The organism is Aerolutibacter ruishenii (genome assembly GCF_007830115.1).
Classification (GTDB): Bacteria; Pseudomonadota; Gammaproteobacteria; order Xanthomonadales; family Xanthomonadaceae; genus Aerolutibacter; species Aerolutibacter ruishenii.
In genome coordinates, this window is sequence record NZ_VLKP01000001.1 from 1 (window position 1) to 25,862 (window position 25,862).

General features: G+C 68.5%; 27 protein-coding genes, 4 tRNA genes and 1 pseudogene. 12 read left to right on the forward strand and 20 right to left on the reverse strand.

What is annotated here, in order from left to right; translation table 11 throughout:
• The 12 genes from IP93_RS00005 to IP93_RS00060 all read right to left on the reverse strand — a co-directional run.
• Positions 1 to 623 (reverse strand): GTP-binding protein (locus IP93_RS00005; protein ID WP_144810809.1); only part of this gene is annotated, 623 nt, incomplete at its 3' end.
• A gap of 39 nt (positions 624 to 662) precedes the next feature.
• Positions 663 to 738, reverse strand: a tRNA-Thr gene (locus IP93_RS00010).
• A 40-nt stretch (positions 739 to 778) separates the two neighbouring features.
• Positions 779 to 852, reverse strand: a tRNA-Gly gene (locus IP93_RS00015).
• Between the two features lie 82 nt (positions 853 to 934).
• Positions 935 to 1,020: transfer RNA gene (locus IP93_RS00020), tRNA-Tyr, on the reverse strand.
• Positions 1,021 to 1,156: 136 nt separating this feature from the next.
• Complete coding sequence (gene ychF, locus IP93_RS00025; RefSeq protein ID WP_144810811.1) at positions 1,157 to 2,248, reverse strand: redox-regulated ATPase YchF; 1,092 nt, start codon at positions 2,246 to 2,248, stop codon at positions 1,157 to 1,159.
• Between the two features lie 199 nt (positions 2,249 to 2,447).
• Positions 2,448 to 3,029, reverse strand: a complete 582-nt coding sequence (gene pth / locus IP93_RS00030) for an aminoacyl-tRNA hydrolase (protein WP_144810813.1) — start codon at positions 3,027 to 3,029, stop codon at positions 2,448 to 2,450.
• Positions 3,030 to 3,083: 54 nt separating this feature from the next.
• Positions 3,084 to 3,701 carry a 50S ribosomal protein L25/general stress protein Ctc gene (locus tag IP93_RS00035; RefSeq protein WP_144810815.1) on the reverse strand — a complete coding sequence of 206 codons (618 nt, stop codon included), beginning with the start codon at positions 3,699 to 3,701 and terminating at the stop codon, positions 3,084 to 3,086.
• A 148-nt stretch (positions 3,702 to 3,849) separates the two neighbouring features.
• Positions 3,850 to 4,809: a ribose-phosphate diphosphokinase gene (locus IP93_RS00040; protein WP_144810817.1), complete on the reverse strand. Its 960-nt coding sequence runs from the start codon at positions 4,807 to 4,809 to the stop codon at positions 3,850 to 3,852.
• 38 nt (positions 4,810 to 4,847) lie between these two features.
• Positions 4,848 to 4,924: transfer RNA gene (locus tag IP93_RS00045), tRNA-Gln, on the reverse strand.
• Between the two features lie 12 nt (positions 4,925 to 4,936).
• Entirely contained in the window at positions 4,937 to 5,806 is an 870-nt protein-coding gene (ispE, locus tag IP93_RS00050) for a 4-(cytidine 5'-diphospho)-2-C-methyl-D-erythritol kinase (RefSeq protein ID WP_144810818.1), read from the reverse strand.
• Positions 5,807 to 5,811: 5 nt separating this feature from the next.
• Complete coding sequence (gene lolB, locus IP93_RS00055; protein WP_144810820.1) at positions 5,812 to 6,474, reverse strand: lipoprotein insertase outer membrane protein LolB; 663 nt, start codon at positions 6,472 to 6,474, stop codon at positions 5,812 to 5,814.
• Positions 6,471 to 8,153: a tetratricopeptide repeat protein gene (locus IP93_RS00060; protein WP_144810821.1), complete on the reverse strand. Its 1,683-nt coding sequence runs from the start codon at positions 8,151 to 8,153 to the stop codon at positions 6,471 to 6,473. The genes lolB and IP93_RS00060 overlap by 4 nt, the downstream gene beginning before the upstream one ends.
• Positions 8,154 to 8,236: 83 nt before the next feature.
• On the opposite strand from IP93_RS00060, the gene hemA reads away from it, so the two are divergent.
• From hemA to ppk2, 5 genes are all read left to right on the forward strand, one after another.
• Positions 8,237 to 9,532 (forward strand): glutamyl-tRNA reductase, encoded by a 1,296-nt coding sequence (gene hemA, locus IP93_RS00065; RefSeq protein WP_144810823.1) that lies wholly within the window; start codon positions 8,237 to 8,239, stop codon positions 9,530 to 9,532.
• Complete coding sequence (gene prfA, locus IP93_RS00070; protein WP_144810825.1) at positions 9,510 to 10,613, forward strand: peptide chain release factor 1; 1,104 nt, start codon at positions 9,510 to 9,512, stop codon at positions 10,611 to 10,613. The genes hemA and prfA overlap by 23 nt, the downstream gene beginning before the upstream one ends.
• Positions 10,610 to 12,340, forward strand: a complete 1,731-nt coding sequence (locus IP93_RS00075; protein WP_425480001.1) for an O-linked N-acetylglucosamine transferase, SPINDLY family protein — start codon at positions 10,610 to 10,612, stop codon at positions 12,338 to 12,340. Before prfA ends, IP93_RS00075 begins: the two co-directional genes overlap by 4 nt.
• 110 nt (positions 12,341 to 12,450) lie before the next feature.
• Positions 12,451 to 12,891 (forward strand): helix-turn-helix domain-containing protein, encoded by a 441-nt coding sequence (locus IP93_RS00080; RefSeq protein WP_242006665.1) that lies wholly within the window; start codon positions 12,451 to 12,453, stop codon positions 12,889 to 12,891.
• Entirely contained in the window at positions 12,888 to 13,667 is a 780-nt protein-coding gene (ppk2, locus tag IP93_RS00085) for a polyphosphate kinase 2 (RefSeq protein WP_144810826.1), read from the forward strand. Before IP93_RS00080 ends, ppk2 begins: the two co-directional genes overlap by 4 nt.
• Before the next feature lie 128 nt (positions 13,668 to 13,795).
• On the opposite strand, the gene IP93_RS00090 is transcribed toward ppk2, so the two are convergent.
• Together IP93_RS00090 and IP93_RS00095 are read right to left on the reverse strand one after the other, a co-directional pair.
• Positions 13,796 to 14,416, reverse strand: a complete 621-nt coding sequence (locus IP93_RS00090; RefSeq protein ID WP_144810828.1) for a TlpA family protein disulfide reductase — start codon at positions 14,414 to 14,416, stop codon at positions 13,796 to 13,798.
• Between the two features lie 3 nt (positions 14,417 to 14,419).
• Positions 14,420 to 15,688: a YihY family inner membrane protein gene (locus tag IP93_RS00095; protein ID WP_144810830.1), complete on the reverse strand. Its 1,269-nt coding sequence runs from the start codon at positions 15,686 to 15,688 to the stop codon at positions 14,420 to 14,422.
• Positions 15,689 to 15,770: 82 nt separating this feature from the next.
• Between IP93_RS00095 and wrbA the strand changes: the two genes are divergently transcribed.
• Genes wrbA through IP93_RS00110 form a run of 3 tightly spaced genes read left to right on the forward strand, consistent with a single transcriptional unit; the run spans position 15,771 to position 17,257 of the window.
• On the forward strand, positions 15,771 to 16,364 hold the full coding sequence (gene wrbA, locus IP93_RS00100) for an NAD(P)H:quinone oxidoreductase (protein WP_144810832.1): 594 nt from the start codon (positions 15,771 to 15,773) through the stop codon (positions 16,362 to 16,364).
• Entirely contained in the window at positions 16,361 to 16,720 is a 360-nt protein-coding gene (locus IP93_RS00105) for a DUF2069 domain-containing protein (RefSeq protein ID WP_199747019.1), read from the forward strand. The genes wrbA and IP93_RS00105 overlap by 4 nt, the downstream gene beginning before the upstream one ends.
• A 48-nt stretch (positions 16,721 to 16,768) precedes the next feature.
• A complete protein-coding gene (locus IP93_RS00110) occupies positions 16,769 to 17,257 on the forward strand; it encodes an asparaginase domain-containing protein (RefSeq protein ID WP_144810834.1) in 489 nt (162 codons plus the stop codon).
• A gap of 191 nt (positions 17,258 to 17,448) precedes the next feature.
• Here the strand turns inward: IP93_RS00110 and IP93_RS15810 are convergent, their stop codons facing one another.
• The 3 genes and pseudogenes from IP93_RS15810 to sufT all read right to left on the reverse strand — a co-directional run bounded on the left by IP93_RS15810 (position 17,449) and on the right by sufT (position 20,574).
• Positions 17,449 to 17,721 (reverse strand): proprotein convertase P-domain-containing protein, encoded by a 273-nt coding sequence (locus IP93_RS15810; RefSeq protein WP_242006695.1) that lies wholly within the window; start codon positions 17,719 to 17,721, stop codon positions 17,449 to 17,451.
• A 90-nt stretch (positions 17,722 to 17,811) separates the two neighbouring features.
• Positions 17,812 to 19,533: pseudogene (locus IP93_RS00115) on the reverse strand (S8 family peptidase); the annotation flags it as partial.
• Between the two features lie 489 nt (positions 19,534 to 20,022).
• Positions 20,023 to 20,574: a putative Fe-S cluster assembly protein SufT gene (sufT, locus tag IP93_RS00120; protein WP_144810837.1), complete on the reverse strand. Its 552-nt coding sequence runs from the start codon at positions 20,572 to 20,574 to the stop codon at positions 20,023 to 20,025.
• 100 nt (positions 20,575 to 20,674) lie between these two features.
• On the opposite strand from sufT, the gene IP93_RS00125 reads away from it, so the two are divergent.
• Positions 20,675 to 21,097, forward strand: a complete 423-nt coding sequence (locus tag IP93_RS00125) for a hypothetical protein (protein ID WP_144810839.1) — start codon at positions 20,675 to 20,677, stop codon at positions 21,095 to 21,097.
• Positions 21,098 to 21,211: 114 nt separating this feature from the next.
• Here IP93_RS00125 and IP93_RS00130 read toward each other — a convergent pair whose 3' ends face one another.
• Together IP93_RS00130 and IP93_RS00135 are read right to left on the reverse strand one after the other, a co-directional pair.
• Positions 21,212 to 22,600 carry an NAD(P)(+) transhydrogenase (Re/Si-specific) subunit beta gene (locus tag IP93_RS00130; protein WP_144810841.1) on the reverse strand — a complete coding sequence of 463 codons (1,389 nt, stop codon included), beginning with the start codon at positions 22,598 to 22,600 and terminating at the stop codon, positions 21,212 to 21,214.
• A gap of 106 nt (positions 22,601 to 22,706) precedes the next feature.
• Complete coding sequence (locus IP93_RS00135) at positions 22,707 to 23,006, reverse strand: NAD(P) transhydrogenase subunit alpha part 2 (RefSeq protein ID WP_144810842.1); 300 nt, start codon at positions 23,004 to 23,006, stop codon at positions 22,707 to 22,709.
• A 201-nt stretch (positions 23,007 to 23,207) separates the two neighbouring features.
• On the opposite strand from IP93_RS00135, the gene IP93_RS00140 reads away from it, so the two are divergent.
• From IP93_RS00140 to IP93_RS00150, 3 genes are read left to right on the forward strand one after another with little or no spacing between them, the layout of a single operon-like run.
• On the forward strand, positions 23,208 to 23,795 hold the full coding sequence (locus IP93_RS00140; RefSeq protein WP_144810844.1) for an RNA polymerase sigma factor: 588 nt from the start codon (positions 23,208 to 23,210) through the stop codon (positions 23,793 to 23,795).
• A complete protein-coding gene (locus tag IP93_RS00145) occupies positions 23,792 to 24,196 on the forward strand; it encodes a hypothetical protein (RefSeq protein ID WP_144810845.1) in 405 nt (134 codons plus the stop codon). Before IP93_RS00140 ends, IP93_RS00145 begins: the two co-directional genes overlap by 4 nt.
• 1 nt (position 24,197) lies before the next feature.
• Positions 24,198 to 24,647 carry a DUF3106 domain-containing protein gene (locus IP93_RS00150; RefSeq protein WP_144810847.1) on the forward strand — a complete coding sequence of 150 codons (450 nt, stop codon included), beginning with the start codon at positions 24,198 to 24,200 and terminating at the stop codon, positions 24,645 to 24,647.
• A gap of 35 nt (positions 24,648 to 24,682) precedes the next feature.
• On the opposite strand, the gene IP93_RS00155 is transcribed toward IP93_RS00150, so the two are convergent.
• The gene (locus IP93_RS00155) at positions 24,683 to 25,795 is read right to left on the reverse strand and encodes an NAD(P) transhydrogenase subunit alpha (protein ID WP_144810849.1); all 1,113 of its coding nucleotides are present in this window, start codon (positions 25,793 to 25,795) and stop codon (positions 24,683 to 24,685) included.
• Between the last annotated feature and the right edge of the window lie 67 nt (positions 25,796 to 25,862).

The window sequence follows — 25,862 nt, forward strand, 5'->3', positions numbered from 1 at the left end:
TCACGCTCCGGCAGCGGGATGAACGTGTCCAGCGCGTCCACCAGCTTCAGGATCGCCGGCACGCCGATCTCCGACTGGTCGCCTTCCAGCGCCAGGCGGGCCGAACCGTGGATGATCGGGGTGTCGTCGCCCGGGAAGTCGTACTTGCTCAGCAGCTCGCGCACTTCCATCTCGACCAGCTCGAGCAGCTCGGCGTCGTCAACCATGTCGGCCTTGTTCAGGAACACCACGATGTACGGCACGCCGACCTGACGCGACAGCAGGATGTGCTCGCGGGTCTGCGGCATCGGGCCGTCAGCGGCCGAGCACACCAGGATCGCACCGTCCATCTGCGCCGCACCGGTGATCATGTTCTTCACGTAGTCGGCGTGGCCCGGGCAGTCCACGTGCGCGTAGTGACGGGTCGGGCTTTCGTACTCGACGTGCGCGGTCGAGATCGTGATGCCGCGCGCCTTCTCTTCCGGCGCCGCGTCGATCGAGGAGTAATCCTTGAACTCGCCGCCAAAACGCTCCGCGCCCACCTTGGTCAGCGCCGCGGTCAGCGTGGTCTTGCCGTGGTCAACGTGACCGATGGTGCCCACGTTCACGTGCGGCTTGGTGCGCTCGAACTTACCCTTGGCCATGGCTGCTTCTCAATGGTTGTGCGGATGCGTTTGAAAGGATGGTGCTCACGAATGGAATCGAACCATCGACCTCCTCCTTACCAAGGAGGTGCTCTACCGACTGAGCTACGTGAGCACGTTGTACAAGCGGGTCAAACTGTCGCGGCAATCAATGGTGGAGCGGGAGACGGGAATCGAACCCGCGCTAGTAGCTTGGAAGGCTACAGTTCTACCATTGAACTACTCCCGCGCCGGACTGACCTGCTTGGGTACTGCGCCGGCGACTGGTAAGGCCGTCGGTTTACTGCGATCTCCGCCAAGCCCCGTGGAGCTGGTGGAGGGAGGTGGATTCGAACCACCGAAGGCGTAAGCCAGCAGATTTACAGTCTGCCCCCGTTGGCCGCTTGGGTATCCCTCCGAAGAGCCCGCAATTCTGGCGGTGTTGAACGTGGAAGTCAACGCCTGAATGGCGAAAATTTTCGTTGTCACCCCGTGCGGCGGAACGGGTCCTGGATTCTAACGCGAATCCCCCACCCCTGCCGAGCGGACAGGATTCAGACGTTGAAGCGGAAGTGCAGGACGTCGCCTTCCTGTACGCGATACTCCTTGCCTTCCAGGCGCATGCGGCCGGCCTCGCGCGCGCCGGCCTCGCCCTTGTACTTCAGGAAGTCGTCGTAGCCGATGGTCTCGGCGCGGATGAAGCCCTTCTCGAAGTCGGTGTGGATGACGGCGGCCGCCTGCGGCGCGGTGGCGCCGGCCTTGACCGTCCACGCGCGGACTTCCTTGACGCCGGCGGTGAAGTAGGTCTGCAGGCCGAGCAGCTTGTAGGCGGCACGGATGACGCGGTTCAGACCCGGCTCGTCCAGGCCGAGGTCCGCGAGGAACGCGTCTCGGTCCTCATCCTCCAACTGGCTCATTTCCTCTTCGATCGCGGCGCAGACGGCCACGACCTCGGCACCCTCGGTGACGGCGCGGGCGCGCACGGCGTCCAGGTGCGGGTTGTTGTCGAAGCCATCCTCCTGCACGTTGGCGATGTACAGCACCGGCTTGAGGGTCAGCAGGAACAGGTCGCGCAGCAGGGCCTTGTCCTCGTCGGACAGGCCCAGCGAGCGGGCGGCCTTGCCGGCGTCCAAGCCGGCGCGGACGCGACCCAGCACTTCGGCACGGGCCTTGGCGTCCTTGTCGCCGGTCTTGGCCGAGCGCTCGGCGCGCTGCAGGGCCTTCTCCACCGAATCGAGGTCGGCCAGGGCCAGCTCGGTGTCGATGGTGTCGATGTCGGCGATCGGGTCGACCTTGTTGTTGACGTGGATGACGTCATCGTTCTCGAAGCAGCGCACCACGTGGGTGATGGCGTCGACTTCGCGGATGTGGGCGAGGAACTTGTTGCCCAGGCCTTCACCGCTGGCCGCGCCGGCGACCAGGCCGGCGATGTCGACGAACTCGACCGCGGTGGGGATCACGCGCTCGGGCTTTACGATTTCGGCCAGCGCGCCGAGGCGCGGGTCCGGTACGGGCACCACGCCGACATTGGGCTCGATGGTGCAGAACGGGAAGTTGGCGGCCGCAATCCCGGCCTTGGTCAGGGCGTTGAAGAGGGTCGATTTGCCGACGTTGGGCAGACCGACGATGCCGCACTTGATACCCATGACGCGTGTTCTCGCTCTGTTGTGGGGCCGGCGGGGCCGGACCCGGAAAATGCGCCTGCCCGGTGGCAGGCCCGTTGTTGCGGAGGGCCGCCTCGGCGGCCCTTGTGGTGCCTGACCGCCTCCGGCGGCCTCTTGTTGCGTATGGCTGCTTCCGGCAGCCGGATGGGCGGGATGGCGCAAGCGCCCTGCCCCGCCGAGGTCACGTCCGGGCGGTGTGCAGCCGCTTCATGGCCTCGTTGATGTCACCGGTGACGGCCAGCGGCATGACGTCGATGGCGTCGTCGATGGCGCGCAGGATGGCGGCTTCATCACCCTGGCCGGGGCGGCCCAGCACCCACGGGGTGACCTTGTCCTTGTGGCCGGGGTGGCCGATGCCCACGCGCAGGCGGTGGAACTTGCCGTGCCCGAGCAGGCGGATGGTGTCGCGCAGGCCGTTCTGGCCGCCGTGGCCGCCGTCGAACTTGAGGCGGGCGGTGCCAGGGGGCAGGTCGAGCTCGTCGTGTGCCAGCAGCGCTTCCTCGGGCTCGATCTTCCAGTAGCGCAGCGCGGCGGCGACCGACTTGCCGGACAGGTTCATGAACGTGGCGGGCTTCAGCAGCCAGACGTTCTGCCCGGCGATCTCGACCTTGGCGGTCTCGCCGAACAGCTTGGACTCCAGCCCGAAGCGCCCACCGAATTTTTCCGCGAGGGCGTCAACAAACCAGAACCCGGCGTTGTGCCGGGTCCGGGTGTGTTCGGAGCCGGGATTGCCCAGCCCGACGATGAGGCGCAAACCGGCCATCGGTCATTCGCACGCGACCCCGACCGGCATGCCGGCCGGGGTGCGGGAGTGCGGTTACTCCGCGGCTTCGCCTTCGGCGGCGCCTTCGGCTTCGACGCGGCCCGGCTTGGCGATCACGACGGCAACATCGTGCTCCTTGCCCAGCTTCAGTTCCGGCAGCTCGACGCCCTTGGGCAGCTTGAGCTGCGACAGGTGGATCACGTCGCCCGACTTCAGCGCGCCCAGGTCAACCTCGATGAACTCCGGCAGGTCCTTCGGCAGGCAGCTGACGGTGACTTCGTTGAGCTCGTGGGTGATGACCACGTCGGCGGCCTTGCCGGCCGGCGAGCTGTCCTGGTTGGTGAAGTGCAGCGGCACCGCGGCCTTCAGGGCCTGGTTGGCGTCCACGCGCTGGAAGTCCAGGTGCATGATGATCTGCTTGTACGGGTGGCGCTGCATGTCACGCAGCAGCACGCTCTCGACCTTGCCGTCGATGTCCAGGTTCAGGATCGAGGAGTAGAACCACTCGTTCTGCTGGGCGAGCCAGATCTTCTCGTGGTCGAGCTGGATGGCCTGCGGCGCGGACTTGCCGCCGTAGACGATGGCCGGGATCGAAGCAGCGTGGCGCAGGCGGCGGCTCGCACCCTTCCCCTCGACAGCGCGGCCCGTGGCCTTGATGGTGTGTTCGGACATTTCTGTATCTCACTTTGCTTGCATGGAACCCGCCTCGCGGCGGGTGGTAACGCTCATCCGCGACCAGATGAGCGGTTTGCGATGTTGGCCGAAGCCGCCATCGCGATTCACTGCGCACCCGGCCGAGAGAGCCGCGCGCGCGTCTTGATCAATCGACGTACAACGAACTCACCGACTCGCCAAAGGCGACGCGGCGGATGGTCTCGGCCAGCAGCTCGGCGACGCTGAGCTGGCGGATCTTGCCGCAGGCCTTGGCCGCATCGGACAGCTTGATGGTGTCGGTGACCACCAGCTCGTCCAGCTGCGACCTGGTGACGTTGTCGAGGGCCGCGCCCGACAGCACCGGATGGGTGCAGTAGGCGGCGACCTTGCGTGCGCCACGCTCCTTGAGGGCGTTGGCGGCGGCGCACAGGGTGCCGGCGGTGTCGACGATGTCGTCCACCAGCACGCAGGTCTTGCCTTCGACATCACCGATGATGTTCATCACGGTGGCGACGTTGGCGCGCGGGCGGCGCTTGTCGATGATGGCCAGGTCGGCGTCGTCCAGTCGCTTGGCGATGGCGCGGGCGCGGACCACGCCGCCCACGTCCGGCGACACGACCACCATGTTGTCGGTGCCGTGCGCGCGCCAGATGTCGGCCAGCAGCAGCGGCGAGGCGTAGACGTTGTCGACCGGGATGTCGAAGAAGCCCTGGATCTGGTCGGCGTGCAGGTCGACGGTCAGCACGCGGTCGGTGCCGACGGCACCGAACATCTTGGCCGCGACCTTGGCGGTGATCGGCACGCGCGAGGAACGCGGGCGGCGGTCCTGGCGGGCGTAACCGAAGTACGGCACCACCGCGGTGACGCTGGACGCCGAGGCGCGCTTGAGCGCGTCCACCAGCACCAGCAGTTCCATGAAGTTCTCGGCGGTCGGGGCATTGGTCGGCTGGATGACGAACACTTCCTGCCGGCGCACGTTCTCTTCGATTTCCACCTGGACCTCGCCGTCGGAGAAGCGGCTGACCAGGGCCTTGCCCGGACGCACGCCGAGTTCCTTGCACACGGCGTCGGCAAGCGGGCGGTTGGCGTTGCCGCTGAACACCAGCAGGTTGCGATCGGTCTGCACGGAAAAACTCCAGCGGTTGCGGGCGTCGGGGGGCGAATTGGCAGGGGCGGTAGGATTCGAACCTACGGATGCCAGGATCAAAACCTGGTGCCTTGGGCCTCTTGGCGACGCCCCTGCGGTGACTCGTTCAGCAGTTGGCTTCGAGCGCGGCGTGCAGCGGTGAACGCGCAGCGCCCGCCGCCACCCAGGCCTGCAGGCCGGGGGGCAACGCCGCCAGTGCAGCCCCGGCCGACTCGCGCGAGGCGAATTCGACGAAGACCACGCTGCCGGACCCGGTCAAACGCGGCGTGCCGACGCGCGACAGGGCCTGGAACACGGCTTCGACCGCCGGTTCACGCCCGCGCAGCACCGGCTCGAACGCATTGCCGAGCGGTACACCCGAAACGAAGTCCGACATTGTCGCGGGCGCGGCATTGCGCGTCAAATCGGGGGACTGGAACAGCGCGGCGGTGGGCGCATGCACGCCTGGGGCAACGAGCAGGTACCACGCCGGTGGCAGGGATATGGGGGTGAGCTGCTCGCCCACGCCTTCGGCCCAGGCGTTGTCGCCACGAACGAAGACCGGGACGTCGGCACCCAGCCGCAGGCCGAGTGCGGCGAGGCGATCGACGTCGAAACCCGTGCCCCAGAGCCGGTTGAGCGCCACCAGCACAGTGGCGGCGTCGGATGAGCCGCCGCCGAGCCCGCCGCCTGCCGGGATGCGCTTTTCGATGACGATGTCGGCACCTTTGGTACAATTCGCCTCAATTTGAAGCAGCTTGGCGGCACGAACGGTCAAATCATCGGCTTCGGCGACACCTTCGACCGAGCCGCCGTGGCGGACGATCCGGCCGTCATCGCGGACTCGCAGGCGCAGGCTGTCGCCCCAGTCGAGGATGCGGAACACGCTCTGCAGCAGATGGTAGCCGTCGGCGCGGCGGCCCACGATGCGCAGGAACAGGTTGAGCTTGGCCGGGGCTGGCCAGACCGTCCAGCCAGAGGGATTGGCGGGGTGCATGGCGGTTACCGGCTGTCCTGGGCGCCGGCTTCTCCCCACTGGTCGACGATGAGGCGGACGCGGGCGTCGCCGCGGCGGGCATCGATGCGGGAAGGAAACGCGTGGTCGAGGCTGGCCTCGGGCCAGGTATAGGCAATGTCCCACCCTCCCTGGGCGATGCGCGCCGGGCGCAGGTCGGGGCCGAACTGGATCACCGCCCCGCCCGCCGCGGGCGAGCGCAGGCCGCGGACCCAGTCGCCCAGCGAGGTGACGGGGATGTCCCAGCCGGTGGCCTCGCGCAGCAGGAGCGCGGCATCGGAGCCGGTGCGCGGGCCGCCTTCCAGGCCTTCCAGGCGTGCGACGCCTGTCGCGCCGTCAACGCTGAGCTGCCAGCTCTGGCGGGTGACCGGCGCGCTGAGTGCCACCCGGTAGCCGTCACGGTCCTGCGTCCAGTCGATGCGGCCGCTGCCGCCGTTGCTGCCGTTGGACACCGCGATGCGACCGGCCAGTGACCAGTCGGTCCGGGGGCGCAGTTCGGCTTCACGGGCGGCTTGTTGTTGCTCGGCCACGGCCTGCCGCTCGGGCGACAGCACGGTGGCGGACGGCACGGTGACGCAGCCGGCCAGTGTCGCGGCCAGCAGGCCGGGTAGCAGCAGGCTGCGGCGGGAGGCATTCGACGGGGAGGTCATGCGCCCACATTCTCCATCGCGCGCTTGAGCGAGCGGTTGTCAGGATCGAGCTTGCGCGCCTCGTCAAAGTACTTGCGCGCTTCGTCGGTCCTGCCCAGCTTCCACAGCACCTCGCCCAGGTGCGCGGCGATCTCGGGATCCTTCTGCAGGGTGAAGGCGCGGCGCAGTTCGACCAGTGCGTCCTGCAGGCGGCCGAGGCGGTACAGCACCCAGCCGTAGCTGTCGATGATGGCGGCGTTGTCCGGCTCGGCGGTGCGGGCGCGGTCGATCAGCTCCAGCGCCTCCTGGTAGCGGTCGGTGCGGTCGGCCAGGGTGTAGCCCAGCGCGTTGAGCGCGGCCACGCTGTCGGGTTCCACGACCAGGATCTTGCGGAAGTCGGCCTCCGCGCGGGCGATGTCGTCGCGGCGCTCCCAGCCCAGGGCTCGGGCGTAGAGGATTTCGAGATCGTCGGGAAAGGCGGCCAGGCCGCGGGCGAACGCGTCCAGCTCGCCGGCGTCGTTGCGATCCTTGGCGAGCAGCGAAGCTTCCAGCAGATAGGCATCGCGGCGGGCGTCATCGGGGGCCGAGCCATCGGCCTGCAGTTCGCGCAGCGCCCGGAATGCCTCCGGCGCGCGGCCGATCTCATGCAGCACACTGGCGGTGCGCAGCCGCGCCAGCCAGCGCAACGGGCCACCAGGCACGCCGCCGTACCAGTCCAGGGCCTGCTCGTGGCGGTCCAGGAACTCGGCGATCTGGCCCAGCAGCAGGCGGCGCTGCGGGTCTGGACGCGATGCACCGCGCGCCAGCTCGTCGTACAGGCGGCCCAGCCCCTGCTTGTCTTCGGCCTGCGCCATCAGCGAGGCGCGATGCGCAAAGCTTTCGTCATCCTGCGGGCCGGTGGCGAGGATCGCCTCTGCGCGGCGCAGGTCACCCAGCTGCGCGTATTCCTGCGCCAATGCCGTGCGGAGGCTGACGTCGACGGCTGCACCGCCGGCGACCGAATCGAGCGCTGCCTTGGCCTCGCCGACCTTGCCGGCCTCGCGCAGTTGGCTGGCGCGCAGCAGGGCCACGCGCGGTTCACCCGGGAAACGCTCCACCACCTCCGCCACGATGCGCTCGGCCAGTTTGGGCTGGTCCAGGCGCTGGGCGAGGCCACCGAACGCCAACCAGGCCTGCAGTTGGTTGGGCAGCAACCTGCGATCCAGGATGTAGGTGAGCAGGCGCGACGCCTGCGCGGGCTCGCCGGCGCCACTGCCGAGCACCGAGAGCGCCTGGCGCCAGCCCTCCTGGTCGCCGCTGCGCAGCAGGATGGTCAGATGCTTGCGGGCAATGCGCTCCCTGCCCTGGCGCAACGCCAGCGTGGCCTCGGCGGCGGTCAGGCCGTGGCCGCTGCCACCCAGGCGCCGCCACAGCACGAGGGCCTCGTTGGCGCGTTCATCGTCCTTGGCCAGCAACGCGATGCGGGTAGCTCGCTCGGCCAGCGCCACGTCCTGGGCGGTGCGTGCGGCATCGAGGTACCAGCGCGATGCCTCGTCGAGCTTGCCTGACTGCAGTGCGAACTCACCGGCGAGCAACGGCTCGATGGCCTCGCCGACCCGGTCCTTCGCGGGCGCGGTGACCGGCGGCGCGGCATGCAAGGCCCCGGCCAGGCTGAGCGCGACGAGAACGGTGACGGCAATGGAACGCACGGTAGCGGGCATGGGAGGGGCTCGGACCGGTAGAATGGCGGCCCACGGTAGCCAGCAGCTTATCGCAAGCACCTGAACGGAAGTCCGCCCGAAACATGAGCCTGTTCGTCCTCGGCCTCAACCACCAGACCGCGCCGGTGAGCCTGCGCGAGCGGGTGTCGTTCTCAGGCGACGGCGTCACGTCGGCGCTGGAAGCATTGCGCGGGCTGCCCACCGTCAGTGAGGTGGCCTTGCTGTCCACCTGCAACCGCACTGAACTGTACGCGGTGACCGAAGACGATGGCGTGGCCCTGGCGGACTGGCTGTCCACCCACGGCAGCGGCAACGCAGAGCTGGACGCCTACCTCTACCGCCACCGCGATTCCGAAGCGGTGCGCCACCTGTTCCGCGTGGCCACCGGGCTGGACTCGCTGGTGCTGGGCGAGCCGCAGATTCTGGGGCAGGTGAAGGACGCATGGGCCGCCGCGCGAGAGGCCGGCAGCCTGGGGTCGCAGTTGGATCGTCTGTTCCAGCAGGCCTTCTCCACCGCCAAGCGCGCGCGCACCGATACTCGCATTGGGGCCAACCCGGTGTCGGTGGCGTCGGCGGCGGTACGGCTGGCACAGGAATCATTTGCAAGGATCGAGGATTCCACGGTCTTGCTCATCGGCGCAGGTGAGACCATCGAGCTGGTCGCCCGCCACCTGATGCAGGGCAGGCCCAAGCGTCTGCTGGTGGCCAACCGCACCCTCGCCCACGCGCAGGAACTGGCCACGCGCCACGGTGGCGTGGCGCTGCCGCTGACCGAGCTGGAGCGCCACCTGGCCGAAGCCGACGTGGTGTTTTCCGCCACTGCCGCGCGCGATCCGATCCTGACCAGGGCGCACGTGGCTGCGGCGCTGGCCGCGCGCAGGCATCGGCCGATGCTGCTGCTGGACCTGGCGGTACCGCGCGACATCGCGCCGGACGTGGCCGACCTGCGCGATGCCTTCCTGTACACCGTCGACGACCTGGAACGCGCCATCGAGGACAACCGCCGCGGCCGTCGCGAGGCCGCCGCGGAGGCCGAGGCCATCGTCGACCTGCAGGTGGCGCGCTTCGTCGAGACGATGGCGGCCAGCACCCGCACCGCGCCACTCAAGCGCCTGCGCGCGCACGGCGAGGCAGCCAAGGCCGAAGTGCTGGCGAAGGCGCGGCAGCAACTGGCCTCCGGGCAGGATCCTTCTGAGGTGCTGGACTTCCTCGCGCACACACTGACCAACCGGCTGCTGCATGCGCCGACCATTGCCCTGCGGGAGGCCGCGCTGACCGGCAACCACGACCTGGCCCAAGCGGCAAACCGCATGTTCCCCGCCCTCTCTTCCCACGCACCCGGACCGACCCCGCCCGATGACGCCGACCCTGCGCCGTAAGCTGGAAGCACTCGCCGAACGGCGCGAGGAACTGGAACGCCTGCTGTCCGATCCCACGGTGATCGGCAACGCGGTGCAGTTTCGCAAGCTGTCGCGCGAGTTTGCCCAGTTGGAGCCCGTGGCGACCGCGCTGGCTGCCGAGGCGCACGCCAAAGCCGACCTGGAAGCGGCGCAGGCAATGCGCAGCGACCCGGCCCTGCGCGACGATGCCGGCATGCGCGCACTGGCCGACGAGGAGATCGCCAGCGCCAGCGCGCGGCTGGAAGCCCTGGACGCCGAGTTGCTCTCCCACCTGATCCCACGCGACCCGCGCGATGATGGCGACATCTATCTCGAGGTCCGTGCCGGCACGGGTGGCGACGAGGCCGCGATCTTTGCCGGCGACCTGTTCCGCATGTACGCGCGCTATGCCGAACGCCAGGGCTGGCGCGTTGAAGTGGAGTCCGCCAACCCCGGAGAGCATGGCGGCTTCAAGGAGGTGATCGCGCTGGTTCAAGGGGTAGGGGCGTATTCACGGCTGAAGTTCGAATCTGGCACGCACCGTGTGCAACGCGTGCCCGAAACGGAGTCGCAAGGTCGCATCCACACCTCGGCTGCGACGGTGGCGATCATTCCAGTCGAGCCCGAAGGCGAGCCGATCGAGCTCAATCCCGCCGACCTGAAGGTGGACACGTTCCGCTCGTCCGGCGCGGGCGGGCAGCACGTCAACAAGACCGACTCGGCCATCCGCATCACCCACCTGCCCACCGGCGTGGTGGTGGAAAGCCAGACCGAACGCAGCCAGCACGCCAACCGCGACAAGGCAATGAAGCGCCTGAGCGCGATGCTGGCCGAGGCGCAGGCCGCGAAGGCCGCGGCGGCCGTGGCCGAAACGCGCAAGCTGCAGGTGGGCAGCGGCGACCGCAGCCAGCGCATCCGCACCTACAACTTTCCGCAGGGCCGGATCACCGACCACCGCGTGGACGGCCTGACCCTGTACGACCTGCCCAACGTGCTGGCAGGCGACCTGGACGCGCTGGTGGGCCGACTGCAACAGGAACACCAGGCCGACGAACTGGCGCGGTTGACGGCCCACGCATGATGGCATCGGGCCGCAATCCGCTGGAGGCCGCGCGGCAACTGGTCGAACGCGAGCCGCACAACCCCTTTGCGTGGATCATGCTGGCCGAAACGGCGTTGGATGCCGGAGATGCCGTCGCTGGCGAAGCCGCGGTGCAACGCGCCTTGGCGCTATCGCCAGGACATCCGGAAGCGCTCGCCCGCCTGGGTCGCGCGCAATGGATGCAGCGCCGCTTCGACGAGGCCGCGCGCAGCCTGCGCGCCGCGGCGGCCGCCGCTCCCTCCCACGCGGGCATCGCGCTGTGGCTGGGGCACGTGCTGGAAGACACCGGCGAAGCCGAAGCGGCCGCCGAAGCGTATGCACGGGCCCATGCGCTGGCGCCCTTGCACCCGCAGCTGGCCGCTTACCGGCTGGCGTGGCAGCGCAAGCTGTGCGACTGGTCCGACCTGGACGCGTTGTCAGCGCAGGTGCGTGCCGCGGTACACGCGGGCACCGCGGCAGTGGAGCCGTTCGCATTCCTCAGCGAGGATGGGGGCCCGGAGGAACAATTGCGCTGTGCACGATTGCGCGCCGAACCACTGGCCAGGTCGATCGTGCCCTTCCCGCCCGGGCCAACGGCGGCTTCCGAGGCGCCGGTGCGACTGGGACTGTTGTCCAATGGCTTCGGTGCGCATCCGACGGGCTTGCTGACGGTGGCAATGCTTGAGTCCCTGCGGACCGTTCCCGGGGTTGAAACCCACCTGTTTGCGCTCAATCCCGATGATGGAAGCAGCGTGCGCGCGCGGCTGCAGGTGGCGGCGCGCCAGTGGCACGACGTGGGTGGGCTGGCGCACGCGCGCGTGGCCTCGCGCATCCGCGCCGCCGGGATCGAAGTGCTGGTGGACTTGCGTGGCTGGGGTGGTGGCGGTATGCCCGAGGTAATGGCTATGCGCCCGGCCCCGGTGCAGGTCAACTGGCTGGCATACCCCGGCACCAGCGGCGCATCGTGGATCGACTATGTCATCGCGGACCGGTTCGTCCTGCCCGACGCACTGGCACCCCACTTCAGCGAGCAGGTGCTGCGCCTGCCGCGTTGCTTCCAGCCATCGGACACCCATAGGCCGCTCCCGCCGCCGCCGCCGCGCGAGGCCTGCGACCTGCCGCCACGCGGCGTGGTCTTCTGCTGTTTCAACAACAGCTACAAACTCAATCCACGCAGCGTGGGTCGCGCGCTGGCGGTGCTGCAGCGCGTCCCCGGCAGCGTGCTGTGGCTGCTATCAGGGCCAGGGCGCGCCGATGAACGGCTGCGCGCGTTCGCCGCGACGCGCGGAGTGGCACCGGAGCGGCTGGTCTTCATGCGCAAGCAGCCGCATCCGGACTACCTTGCCCGCCTGCGGCACGCCGACCTGTTCCTCGACACCCATCCATACAACGCGCACACCACGGCGTCCGATGCGCTGTGGGCCGGCTGTCCGGTGCTCACCTGCCCAGGTGACACGTTCGCCGCGCGGGTGGCCGGTAGCCTCAACCACCATCTGGGCCTGTCGTCGTTGAACACGGCGGACGATGCGGCCTTCATCGAGTCAGCGGTGGAACTGGGCAATGCGCCGGAACGCCTGGCAGCGCTGAAGGCCTCGCTCGGGGAACGCCGCCGGACATCGGGCCTGTTCGACATGCCGGGTTTTGCCGCTGACTTCGGCGTGGCGGTTCGCTGGATGGCACATCGCCACCGCCAGGGACTGCCGCCAACGGCACACGACTTCGGCTGATTCCGCGCGAAGCCTGCTGGCCTCCCTGCCGACAGGCTCCCCTTCGCCCCGCTGGACGCCCCCCGCCCCTGCCGGGTTAGGCTGCACATGTGCCAGGACGGAGTCCGCCGATGCCCCTCGCCACCACCCTGCGCCTGCTGGCGCTCGCCCGCGGTCTCAATGCCGCCGACATCGCGACCGCCATCCCGCGCGCGGGCGTGGAAACGGTCAGTGCCTGGTTGCGCGGGGAGAAGAGTCCCGGCCGCGATCAGATCGACGCACTCGCCCGCACCTTCGGTGTCCCCGTCGGCACGCTGCTGTCCGAACTGGCCAGTACCTTCGACCCGGCGCGCACCACGGGTGAGCACGAATTACTTGCCGCATACCGCGAGCTGGACGAACGCCAGCAAGGCGCGTTGCTGGAGGTGGCGTGCGCGATGGCCGGAGCCACGCACCGCCGCGCGCGCGCAACCGTGGCGCCCTCCCCCGCCACGCCGCCACGCAAGCCCGCCGCGCGCAAGCCCGCCGCGGCCTCGCCGGCCAGGCCGCGCGGTCGAGGGACCAGCGCATGAGCGGGCTCAAGCGCAAGGACTACGAGGCTGAGCTCGAGCCATTGAAGCTGGAACTGGTGGCGATGGCGCGCTGGGTCCAGCACACGGGGCAGCGCGTGGTGGTGATCTTCGAAGGCCGTGACACGGCGGGCAAGGGTGGCGCGATCAATGCCATTGCCGACACCCTCAGCCCGCGCCAGTGCAGGATCGCCGCACTGCCCAAGCCAAGCGAGCGCGAGACGACGCAGTGGTATTTCCAGCGCTACGCGGCGCACCTGCCTGCCGCTGGCGAGATCACCCTGTTCGACCGCAGCTGGTACAACCGCGCCGGCGTGGAAAAGGTGATGGGTTTCGCCAAGCCGGCGCAAGTCAAGGCGTTCCTGGGGCAGACGCCATTGTTCGAGAAGCTGCTGGTGGACGATGGCATTCTGTTGTTCAAGTATTGGCTGACCTGTGACCAGGCGATGCAGGAGAAAAGGTTCGCGGAGCGGCTCGAGGACCCGCTGAAGCGCTGGAAACTGTCTGCCATCGACGTCAAGGCGCGGGAGCGCTATGCCGACTACACGCGTGCGCGCGAGGCCATGCTTGAAGCCACGCACACTCCGCATGCACCCTGGACGCTGGTGGATTTCAACGACCAGCGCCGCGGCCGGCTTACTTTGATACGCGACCTGCTCGACCGCCTGCCGGACACCCACGTGCCGCCGGACGGCGTTTCCCTCCCGCCGCTTGAGGGCAAACCGCAGAAGGAACGGTTCGGCATCCTGAAGCCGCTGGCGCCGTATCCGATCGACTGAGCCCCCTCGGCCAGCGCCGGAGGCATCGTCGGATCGCAGCGACGGGCAGGCGACCGGCGCGGCCGCGGGAGGGGGGCCGGACGTGGCGGTTCATGCCGCGAACCACGATGTGGTTTCTATCAAGCGGCTCAGCCGGCCTTGGGTCCGCCGGCCTTGGTGATCGCCGCCTCGATGCTACCGGCGGTGACCGGCCCCAGCACTTTTTCCACCACCTTGCCATCGGGGCCAATCAGGTAGGTCATCGGCAATCCACGCGGTGTGTCGAAGTCAACCGGTGGATTGAAGGTATCGACGATGGCAATGGGATACGCCACCGGATGCTCCTTCAAGAAGGCCTGCATCGCCGCGGCGTCGATTTCCTCGTAGGCCAGGCCGATGACCTCGATGTGGTCGCGCATGGCATCGAGCGCCGACAACTCGGGCATCTCCTTCAGGCAAGGACCACACCAGGTTGCCCAGAAGTTGACCACGACCCACTTGCCGCGGTGTGCGGCCAGGTCGTAGGCCGTGCCATCGAGCAGTTGCACCTTGAGCGTTGGCACGGCTACGGCAGCGGAAGTTTCGCCGGGAGCGACCGTGGGTGACGGGGTCGGTGCCTTCGGCCCATCGACCGGGCCGCTGGCATCCGCGGCCGACTCCACGGGTGTCACACCGGAACCAGCCGCCGCCGTAGGCGCCTCCGGACGCTGGCTGCATGCCGCCAGCAGGCACAGGGACGCGGCGACCGCCGCACTACGCAGATACGACATCGGTTACTCCTCGGATTGGGCATGGATCGAAGCCACGCGCCGTTTCAGCAATTCCCGCAAGGGCATTCGCAATGTGTCCATCGCCGCCACGGCAGAGCGACCCAGCGCATCATCGCGGCATGGCAGGTGCGCCTCGGCGATCGGAATGCGCAGCCGGCACGCTTCGTACAACTCGGCCATCGACAGTTCGTCCAGGTCGCGCGCCAGCCACCACTCGCCGTCCTCGGCGCGGCGCAGCACGCGGATGTCGTTGAGTTGACCCAGCATCTCCTGCACCAGGCTGTCGGTCAGGATCGGCTCGAGGTGCTGGATCGAGTCGCTGTGTAGCCCGCGACCCTGGCTGCGGGCCTCCTGGAAGCGCCCCAGCAGGCGCAACAGGCCGTACATTTCGTAGCCCAGCGGCAGGCGCATCGCCGCCGGCTGGTAGCGGAACGCGGAAATCGACGAGGCCAGCGAGGCGCCGAGCAGGATGGCGATCCAGCCCATGTAGATCCACAACAGGAAGATCGGCACGAACGCCAGCGTGCCGTAGATCTTCGAATACGTCGCGAAACTGCCCAGGTACAGGCTCATCACCGCTTTCACCGACTCCAGCAGCAGCGTCGCCAACAGCGCGCCGGCCAGGGCATGGCGCCACTTGACCGTACGATGTGGCACCACCCGGTAGATCGCGGCAAAGGCCAGCAGCTCGATGGCCATCGGCGCCAGCCGCAGCATGGCGTTCTCGAGCAGGTGGCCGGCGTCGGTCTCGAACAGCGCCAGCGCGAAGAACCGTGCCGACAGAGCAAGGCTGGCCGCCGCCATCAGTGCGCCGAGGGTCAGTACCGTCCAGTACACCAGGAAGCGACCCAACTGCGGACGCGCCGCATGCACCCGCCAGATGCGGTTGAAAGTGGCCTCCACCCCATTGAGGGTGATGAGCAACGAAATCACCAGCGCGATCACGCCCGCGGTGGTGAGTTGGCCAATGTTCGCCGACAGTTGCTTGAGGTAGGCCTCCACCGAGCGCGCGGACGACGGCACGAAGTTGGAGAACACGTAGTCGCTGAGCTTGTCGCTCCACTCGGAGAACACCGGGAACGCCGACAGCACGCCGAACACCACCATCGACAGCGGCACCAGCGCGAATACCGTGGTGAACGAGAGCGCGCCCGCCGCCTGGAACAGATTGTCGTCAAGGAAGCGGCGCGCAAGGAACCGGAAGAAGGTACCCACGCGCGCCCGGTCACGCACGCGCTCGCTCCAGCGGTTGAGGGTATCCAGAGGCTCCATTGCCGGCAGCGTAACCGATGGGCAGCGCCAGCGGCATCGCCTATGCTTCACGCTGGCGTCGCCCCGCGGCAACGAGAACACGATGATCGAGATCCTGGTGCTGTACTACAGCCGCGGCGGCTCCGTGGCCAAGCTCGCGCGACAGATCGCACGTGGCATTGGCGAGGTGGAAGGCGTGAGCGCACGACTGCGCACCGTGCCCCCGGTGGCGGCGGTCACCCAGGCAGCCGCGCCACCCGTTCCCGACGAGGGCGCACCGTACGTGGAGCCAGACGACCTGGTGGAGTGTGCCGGGCTAGCCCTGGGCAGCCCCACCCGCTTCGGCAACATGGCCGCACCGCTCAAGCATTGGCTGGACGGTCTGGGCGGCGAATGGGCCAGCGGGACGCTGGTTGGCAAGCCGGCGGCGGTGTTCACCTCCACCGCCACCCAGCACGGCGGCCAGGAAAGCACCTTGCTGTCGATGATGTTGCCGCTGCTGCACCACGGCTGCCTGATCACCGGCATCCCCTTCACCGAACCGGTGCTGAGCACCACGCGCAGCGGCGGCACGCCCTACGGCGCCAGCCACGTAGCCGGCGTAGAGGACGATCCGCGCACCACTGATGACGAAGCCGTACTGGCCCGGGCGCTGGGCCGCCGGTTGGCGCAGACCGCCGCGAGGCTTGCCCGATGAACGACCCCACTGTCCTGCGCGCCCGTGCGCGCGGCGTGCTGCTGTTTTCGCTGGTCACGCTGGCTGCACTGTACGTGGCGTGGTTTGCCGGCGACGCCACGCCATGGGCCGAGTGGCTTGTGTTCGCACTGCCCCCGGTGCTGCTGGCATTGGGGGGGTGGCGGCGCAGGCGCACGGCCGGCTTCTGGTCGGCGGTGCTGGCGCTGTTCTGGTTCAGCCACGGGGTGATGGTGGCCTGGAGCCGCCCGGCCGAGCGTGGCTTCGCACTGGCCGCGGTGGCCTTGGCAGTCGTGATCGTATTCGCGGCCAGCCTGCCGGGATTGCAGGCGCGCTTCGGCGGGAAGCGCAAGGGCTGACGGCCGGCGGACTATAATTGCGGCCCCGAACCTGAAAGACCCTGCGCGATGGACCAGCTCTGCGTCGTCACCACCGGCGGCACGATCGACAAGATCTACTTCGATGACAAGTCGGACTACCAGGTCGGCGAGCCGCAGATCGGCCACATCCTCGACGAGCTGGGCGTGGCGTTCCGATACAACGTGATCCCGATCATCCGCAAGGATTCGCTGCACATCACCGATGAGGACCGCGAGCTGATCCGCGCCGCCATCGCCGCGCAGGAGGCCCGCCACGTGCTGGTCACCCACGGTACCGACAGCATGGTCGCCACCGCCAAGGTGCTGTCCAGCATCAAGGACAAGACCATCGTGCTGACGGGCGCGCTCAACCCGGCGCGCTTTCGCGGTTCAGATGCGGAGTTCAACATCGGCACGGCCGTGGGCGCGGTGCAGTCCCTGCCCCCGGGTGTGTACATCGCGATGAACGGCCGCATCTGGGACCCGGCGAAGGTGCGCAAGAACGTGGAAGCCAACCGGTTCGAAGCCGCCGACTGATCCCGGCGATGTGAGCGGATCGCCGCAACGTGGCTTGAGGCACCCAGGCCACGGGCGTGGAGCCGTGCCCATGCAGTGTTCGAGCGTGGCGACGTGGCAGACCCTTCAACTGCCGTTGCCGTGCACAACCCGGTGAAAAGCCCCGGGAATAACCCCGGGGCGTTCTTGTTGCCGCTGACCGGCGACCGCGATCAGAAGTTGATGCTCCAGCTGTTGATGTAGCCGGTATCGCCCGTGCCACCGTCGTACACGCGCAGCTTCCAGGTGCCGTTGATGGCTTCACTGGTCAGGTTGAACGTCATTGTCTTGATGACGTTGTCGGTGCTGCTGCCGGTGCGGTTGTGGATGTTGTACAGCGAGCCATCCGGAGCCACCAGGTCCACCTTCAGGTCACCCTGGTAGGTGTGGCGGATGTCCACCGACACCGAAGCGTCTGACGGTCCGTTGCCACTGCGGCCCGACACCGTAATCGGGCTGTCGACGGTAGCGTTGTCGGCAATCGTGTAGTCCGCGGCGTTGCTGTAGGTCTGGCGGCTGCCACCGGTGGCGACGGTGTAATCGCCCAGCAGGCTGACGCCCGAGAAGGCCGAGTACGCCTTGATGTTGACGTAGTACTTGCCCGCAGACGGCGCGGCGAAGGTGCAGGTCTCGGCGTTGCCGGTCTTGTACGGGCGGCAGTCATACACGCTGTCGGTCGGCTCGCTGCCGAACTTGACGTACATGTCGCCGTCTCCGGTGCCGCCGGACATCGTGAACGTCAGGTTGGTCGCGCCCGCCGGCACGTCCATCGTGTACTTCACGTAGCCACCGGTGGAGGCAGACAGACCGGTCACGGCCACGCCCTTGGTCAGGGTGTTGCCGGTGGGCGGCGGCGTGGTGCCGTTGGTGGCATCGACCACGGCCTTGGCATTGAGGATGCCCGGGCCGATCGGCTGCGACGGGGTGGACGGGAACGCGGTGACGTTGCCCTTGAGCAGCGCCTCGACCTGCGCGGGGGTCTTGGGCGTGGTTGCCACCGACTGGATCAGGGCCACGACACCCGCGACATGCGGGGTTGCCATCGACGTACCGTTGTACGAGGCATACGACTCGGTCGACGGAGTGGTGGTACCCGAGTTCAGCGTCGACATGATGCTGGAACCGGGCGCCGCGATATCGATCAGCGAACCATAGTTGGAGAACGAGGAACGCGCGCCCGTGCTGGTGATCGAAGCCACAGCGACGACGTTGTTGCAGTTCGCCGGGGATGCGTTCGACACGTTGGTGTTGTCGTTGCCAGCGGCGATGACCAGGGTAGTGCCGCGGCCGACCGCGCTGTTGATCGCGTTCTGCGTGGTGGTGCCGCACGCGCCCGAGCCACCCAGGCTCAGGTTGATGACCTCGGCCGGGTTGGCATTGGCGGGCACGCCGGTGACGGCGCCACCCGAGGCCCAGATGATGGCGTCGGCGATGTCGGAGTCGTAACCGCCGCAGGTACCCAGCACGCGCGCCGGCACGATCCTGGCGCCATGCGCGGTACCGGCTACGCCCTTGGCGTTGTTGGTCACCGCGGCGATGGTTCCGGCCACGTGCGTGCCGTGCCAGCTGGAGTTCTGCGCCGCGTGCGTGCCGCCGCACTGGTTGGCGGTCACCCAGTCGCCCGGGTCGCTGGCGTCGCTGTCGCGGCCGTTGCCGTCGTTGGACACGGCGGTGTCGCCGATGAAGTCATACCCCGGCAGCACGTTGGCGTTGAGGTCGCTGTGGTTGGTGATACCGGTGTCCAGCACCGCCACGACCGCACCGGTACCGGTGGTCACGTCCCACGCCTGCTCGGCCTTGATGCCGTAGGTGCCGTTGAAACCCCACTGCTGCGAGTAGTTGGTGTCGTTGGGGACGAAGATCGCCCGGTTGAGCTTGTCGACCTCGACGTACTCGACGTTCGGATCGGCGGCGATCTGGCGCATCAGCGACTCGGCCTCGGCGCGGTCCAGTTTGCGGCTGGCGCGCACGGCCTCGGCGCCGGTGGCGATGTGGCGAACATGGTTCAGGCCCAGACCCCGGCCGGCACCGGCCGCGGCTGCCTGCAGCGAGCGGTGCATGATCGAGGGATCGGTCCGCTCCGCGCTGCCGTCGCGATACTTGACGATGAATCGGTCGGTCGGCTGGCCGGCCTGCAGGCCGCTCAGGTCCATGCGGCCGGCAGCGTGCGAGGGCGCGAGGATGGACGTGGACAGGACAAGCGCCGTGGCAGCGGCAAGCACGTGCACGCGGACAGGACGCGAAACTGACTTGGTCATTGCAATAAACCCCGAAATTGGATTGGAATCGCCGCGCTTCCAGCGCGGCGGCGGTGATGGCTTCGCGGCCACCGGCGGACCCAGGACCAGCGGCCCCGGGTCTACTCGTGAACGGACGGGAGGGGCCAACTCCCCCCCAGGGATTGGCCGGATTGGGACGCCAAGCCGGTTTTTCGCACCGGCTCACATTGCAGGCGCGGCAACTTTCACGGCCTCGTTCGCGACTTCCGATATCGCCGTGGATGACCGGCGGGAGCCGGCCAAATGACCGCGCAGACAAAGGCCCCCGACAGGCGCCGGGGCCAATGGATCGCCCTGATGCCGCCGGCCGCCATTGTCATGCAGTGATCGGGAGCCACGCGCGCGGCCTTCCCCGAGCGCACGGGCATGCACGGCGCAATGCTGGCGTGGACGGCACCGCGCGCTGGGCGGGCCAAGTGGGCCATCACCCGGGTGCAGGCGGCACCCGCACGCCGGGCAACGCAGCCGTCAGAGCATGCCGGTTTCGAGCCGGGCGACCTCGGACATCATGTTCCGGTTCCACGGCGGGTCGAACACCAGTTCGACGTCGGCCTCGGCCACGGTGGGGATCATCTCCACCTTGTCGCGGACATCGGCCACCAGGATGTCGCCCATGCCGCATCCGGGCGCGGTCAGGGTCATGCGGATGGCGACCTCTCGCTGGCCGTCCTCGCGCGGTTTCACCGATGCCTCGTACACCAGCCCCAGGTCGACGATGTTGATCGGGATTTCCGGATCGAAGCAAGTCCGCAGCTGGTTCCACACCATCTGCTCGACCGCCTCGTCGTCGGCGCCTTCGGGCAACTCAAGCGGCGGCACGGGCTCCTTGCCGATGGCGTCGGCATCGCCACCCGCCACGCGGAACAGGTTGCCTTCCACGAAGACGGTGTAACTGCCACCCAGGGACTGGGTGATGTAGCCGACGCTGCCGGCCGGCAGGGTGACCTGGTCGCCCTGCGGGACCATGACGACGTCGCAATCGCGCTCGAATCGGACAGGCTCGCTGCTGCGGGAATACATTGGGAAAAGGAGGATGGGCTTGAATGGGACCATTCTAGTCCAAATTGACCCCGGCCGGGTCCCGGCTATGCTGTGCGGCCTGTTCCCCAGTCCGCCCTGCATGCCCCCCGCGTCCCCATCACCCTCCCGCCGCGTCCCCTGGCTTTCCCCCCTGCTGCTGGCGCTGGCCACCGTCGGCTTCGCGGCGATCTGGACACTCGTGGCGCTGTACACCAACCGGCAGGTGAGCTGGCTGGCGGTGATCGGTGCACTGGACATGGCCTGGATGCTGCGGCTGAGTGGCTGGCCCGCCGGCCGTGGCCGGATGGCGGCGGCGGTAGCCGCCACGGCTGCGATGATCGTGCTGGCCAACTGGTCGATCATCGCCGCTCACCTGGGCGGGGCGATGGGGCTCAAGCCATGGGAATCCATCACCCGACTGGGCAGTGACCACGCCTGGACATTGGCTCAACTCGCCAATGGCCCGATGGACTTGCTGTGGATGGCCGTGTCGCTGGCGACGGCCGCCTGGCTGGCACGCTGAAGCGGCGAAGTACCGACGTCCTCGCTACCTCCTCTCCCGCTTGGCAGCGGGGCGTTGCCCCACCGGCACCGGACGACGGGTTCGAGCCGGCATCCGAGGGGCTAGGCTCGCCCGTCAGTGCCCGCCACCGTCCAGCGCCTTCAGTTCGCTGACCAGCGCCGACACCATGCTGGCCGCATCGCCGTACAGCATGCGGGTGTTGTCGGCATAGAACAGCGCATTCTCGATACCGGCAAAGCCCGTGCCCTTGCCGCGCTTGATCACGATGGTGTTCTTCGAGTTGACCACGTCCAGGATCGGCATGCCGAAGATGGGCGATGCCGGGTCGGTCTTGGCCACCGGGTTGACCACGTCGTTGGCACCGATCACCAGTGACACGTCGGTGGCCGGGAACTCGGGGTTGATATCGTCCATGTCGGCGATCAGGTCGTAAGGCACGCCCGCTTCGGCCAGCAGCACGTTCATGTGTCCGGGCATGCGCCCCGCCACCGGGTGGATGGCGAACTTCACCTTGACCCCGCGCTCCATCAGCTTCTGGGTCAGCTCCCATACCTTGTGTTGCGCCTGCGCCACGGCCAGGCCGTACCCGGGCACGATCACCACGCGTTCGGCATAGGCCATCATCGCGGCCACGTCACCGGCTTCGATCGGCTTCTGGCTGCCGGCGATTTCCTGCGCCTGGCCACCGCCGCCGAAGTTGGAGAACAGCACGCCCGTGATTGGCCGGTTCATCGCCTTCGCCATCAGCTGCGTGAGCAGCGTACCGGCCGCGCCGACCATCATGCCGGCGATGATCAGCGCCTCGTTGCCCAGCACGTAGCCTTCGAAGGCGACCGCCAGGCCGGTGAACGCGTTGTACAGCGAAATGACCACCGGCATGTCGGCGCCACCGATGGGCAGCGTCATCAACACGCCCAGCGCCAGCGCCAGCACGAAGAAGGCGATGATCCACGGCGTCGCCAGCGTGGTCATCGCCATCACGCCGCAGGCCACCGCCGCCAACGCGACCAGCGCGTTGAACCACTGCTGGCCGGGGAACGTGTAGCGCTTGTCCATGCGCCCGTCGAGCTTGGCCCAGGCAATCACCGAGCCAGTCAGCGACACCGCGCCGATCAACGCGCCAACGACCGCCAGTGCGAGCGTGAAGGTGGACGGCACCGGTTCGCCGACCGAGAAACGGACCAGTTCCACCGCGCCGATCGCCGCCGCCGAGCCGCCGCCCATGCCGTTGAAGAGCGCCACCATCTGCGGCATGTCGGTGATGGCCACCTTCCTGCCCCAGGCCCAGTTGACCGCCACGCCGATGACGATGGCCACCACCATGAGGCCGAGGTTGTGCAGGCCCGGCAGGAAGAACGTGGCCACCGTGGCGATCAGCATGCCCACGCCGGCCCACTGGATGCCGCTGCGCGCGGTCCTTGGGCTGGCCATGCGCTGCAGGCCCAGCAGGAACAACGTGGCAGCGACGAAATAGCTCAGCTTCACCACGGTCAACGCGGTCATGCTTGTCTCCTGTCCGCGGGCGATGCGGGCTGCAGGCAACTCAATTGGTGGAAAACCTCGCGGGCCGGAACGCGTGAAGGCGCCGGCACGGCAGGCACCGCGCCGCTCACTTGCCACCCGCCGGCGGCTTGCTGCTCTTGAACATTTCCAGCATGCGCTCGGTGACCACATAGCCACCGGCGGCGTTGCCCGCGCCCAGCAGCACGGCCAGGAAACCGATCACCTTCTCCGGCGTGGTGTCGGCATGCCCCAGCACCACCATCGCGCCGATCAGCACGATGCCGTGGATGAAGTTGGAGCCCGACATCAGCGGCGTATGCAGGATCACCGGCACCCGCGAGATGATCACGTTGCCGGCGATCGCCGCCAGCATGAAGATGTACAGCGCGACGAATCCATCACCCATCGGTCCACCTCCCCAACCGGCCGGTGCCGGCATCCCTGAATCGGATCATAACCGTCCCGGAAGGCGCTTTCGCGCCGTATTCCGGTTCTGTCAACCCGGAGCCCGCCCGGGCGTTATCGCCTACGTCAACGGCACTGTGCCACCCGGCAAGGGTTGCCGCTGGAACCGTCCGTGACGCCCGCCCCCGGTGGACCATGCCCTATGCTGCTGCGCGTGACCCGTGATGCCGACAATGCGCCCGCGCCCGATGCTGCCGCCGGCAACGCGTCGCCGGAGCCGCCGCCCAGCCTGGACGCCTTCCTGGCGGACATCGGGCCGCGTGCATTCCGCTTCGCCGAACTGGGCCTGCGCGACCGCGAGGATGCGCTGGACGCGGTTCAGGACGCGATGGCCAAGCTGCTGGGCTATGCCGATCGCCCCGCCGCGGAGTGGACGCCGCTGTTCTGGAGCATCCTGCGCCGCCGCATGGTGGACCTGCAGCGTCGACGGACATTCCGGTTGCGCTGGTTGCTGCCGAACCAGCCACTGGACGACGACGCCATGCCGGACTGGGCCGACGACGGCCCGGATCCAGCGCGCACCCACGACGGCCGCGAAGCCTACGCGCGGTTCGCCGATGCGATGACCGCTCTGCCCCGTCGCCAACGCGAGGCCTTCAACCTGCGCGTGCTGGAGGAGCTGGACGTGGCTACCACCGCACAGGTGATGGGCTGCAGCGAAGGCTCGGTCAAGACCCACCTTTCCCGCGCGCGCGAAGCGCTGCAGCGACAACTGGAGGACTGGCGATGAACGCCAACCACACGCTGGATGAGAACCCGATGGCCGCACCAGGCGACGACACAGCCTTCGATGCCCGAGCCCGCGCCTGCCACGGTGCCTCGCTGCAGCGGCTCTCGGCGCGGACACAGGCCCGCCTGGCGCAGGCGCGACGCCCCGCCGCCCAACCTGCGCCGCGCCACGGCGCGGCCTGGGCGGTGCCCACGGTATTCGCGGCGATCGCGGCACTGGCCATCACTGCGCAACTTCGTACCGACCCGCGCACCCCACCGCCGGCAACCGGACCTGCTACGGCGCTGGCCAGCGGCGATACCGCGTCCTCCGACCCGGCCGCGGCACTGGATGAAAACCCCGACTTCTACCTCTGGCTGGCGTCCGCCGACGACGTCATGCCCACCAACCGGGAGTACTGAGATGCCACGCTTTTTCGCGATCCCGCTGGTGCTGGCTGGCCTGCTCACACCGTCGGCGCACGCGGCGGCCGGTGAGCAGCCATCCGCCACGCCACTGCCCGCCTGGGAGCAGCTGACCCCGGCGCAGCGCGAAACGCTGGTAGCACCGCTGCGCGAACGCTGGAATGCCGAACCGGAAAGCCGCCAGCGCATGCTCGACCACGCCAGCCGCTGGCAGGCGATGACGCCCGAGCAGCGCAAACGCGCGCGCCACGGCATGCACCGCTGGCAGGAGATGCGCCCGGAGCAGCGCGAGGAGATGCGTGCGCTGTTCGCGAAGATGCGCGCGCTGGATCCCGAGGGCCGCGCTGCGCTCAAGGCAAAGTGGCGCCAGATGACGCCGGAGCAGCGTGCCGACTGGGTCAAGGCCAACCCGGCGCCGACGCGAGATGAACATCCGCTCCATCCATGACGAAACGCGCCAGGCGCGCCCGGCCATGCGCGCGCTCAGCCGGTGGCGCGCTCCGGCCACACGGTGCGCGCCAGGAGCTCGTCCCCCCAATCGAACTGCAGTTGGCCGTCCTTCAGCAGCAAGCTGGCGAAGTTGAATACGTTGCGCGCGTACATCTCGCTGGCGTGCACGGCACCGCTGCTGGCCAGGTTGAGTGGGCCGGAGACCACCACGCCTGCCCTGTCCACGGTCTCGCCCGGCTGGGTGAGCTCGCAGTTGCCGCCCGTTTCCGCCGCAAGGTCCACGATCACGCTGCCCGGCTTCATGCCCGCGACCATGGCCGCGCTGATGATCTTCGGCGCCGGCCGACCCGGCACCGCGGCGGTGCACACCACCACGTCCACGCCCTTGAGGTGCTCGCCCAGGCGCCGCTGCTGCTCGGCGCGCTCGTCGTCCGATAGTTGTCGTGCATAACCGCCTTCGCCGGCCGCACTGACCCCGAGATCGAGGAACCTGCCGCCCAGCGATTCGATCTGTTCGCGGGTCTCCGGCCGTACGTCGAACCCCTCGACCTGCGCGCCCAGTCGCCTGGCGGTGGCAATGGCCTGCAGTCCGGCCACCCCCGCACCCACGATCAGCACCTTGGATGGGCGGATGGTGCCGGCCGCGGTGGTCAGCATCGGGAAGAAGCGCGGCGCCAGTTGCGCGGCGACCAGCACGGCCTTGTAGCCCGCCATGCCGGCCTGCGAACTCAGCACGTCCATCGCCTGCGCGCGCGTCGTGCGCGGCAAACGCTCCAGCGGGAAGGCCACCAGCTTGCGCGCGGTGATGGCCGCGCCACGATCGGCGTCGGCCTGTGGCGCCAGCAGCCCGATCAGCACGGTGCCTTCACGCAAGTCATTGAGCGCGGTGGCCGCGGGAGGCTGTACACAGAGCACGACATCGGCACCGTTGAGCGCCGATGCCGCATCGGCCACCACCAGCGCGCCAGCCTGGCGATACGCTTCGTCGGTCATGGCCGCGCCCGCGCCGGCGCCCGCTTCGATACGGACCTCGGCACCGGCGGCGACCAGCTTCCTGCAGGTTTCCGGCGTCATTGCGACGCGCCGCTCACCGGGCGCGGTCTCCCGCGCCACGCCCACCTTCACTCCCTGGCCCGCTGCCGACATGCCATCGCTCCGGATACTGGTCGCAGCATCCTAACCAAACGCGGCTTGAGGGGTGAACAGTTGCGGG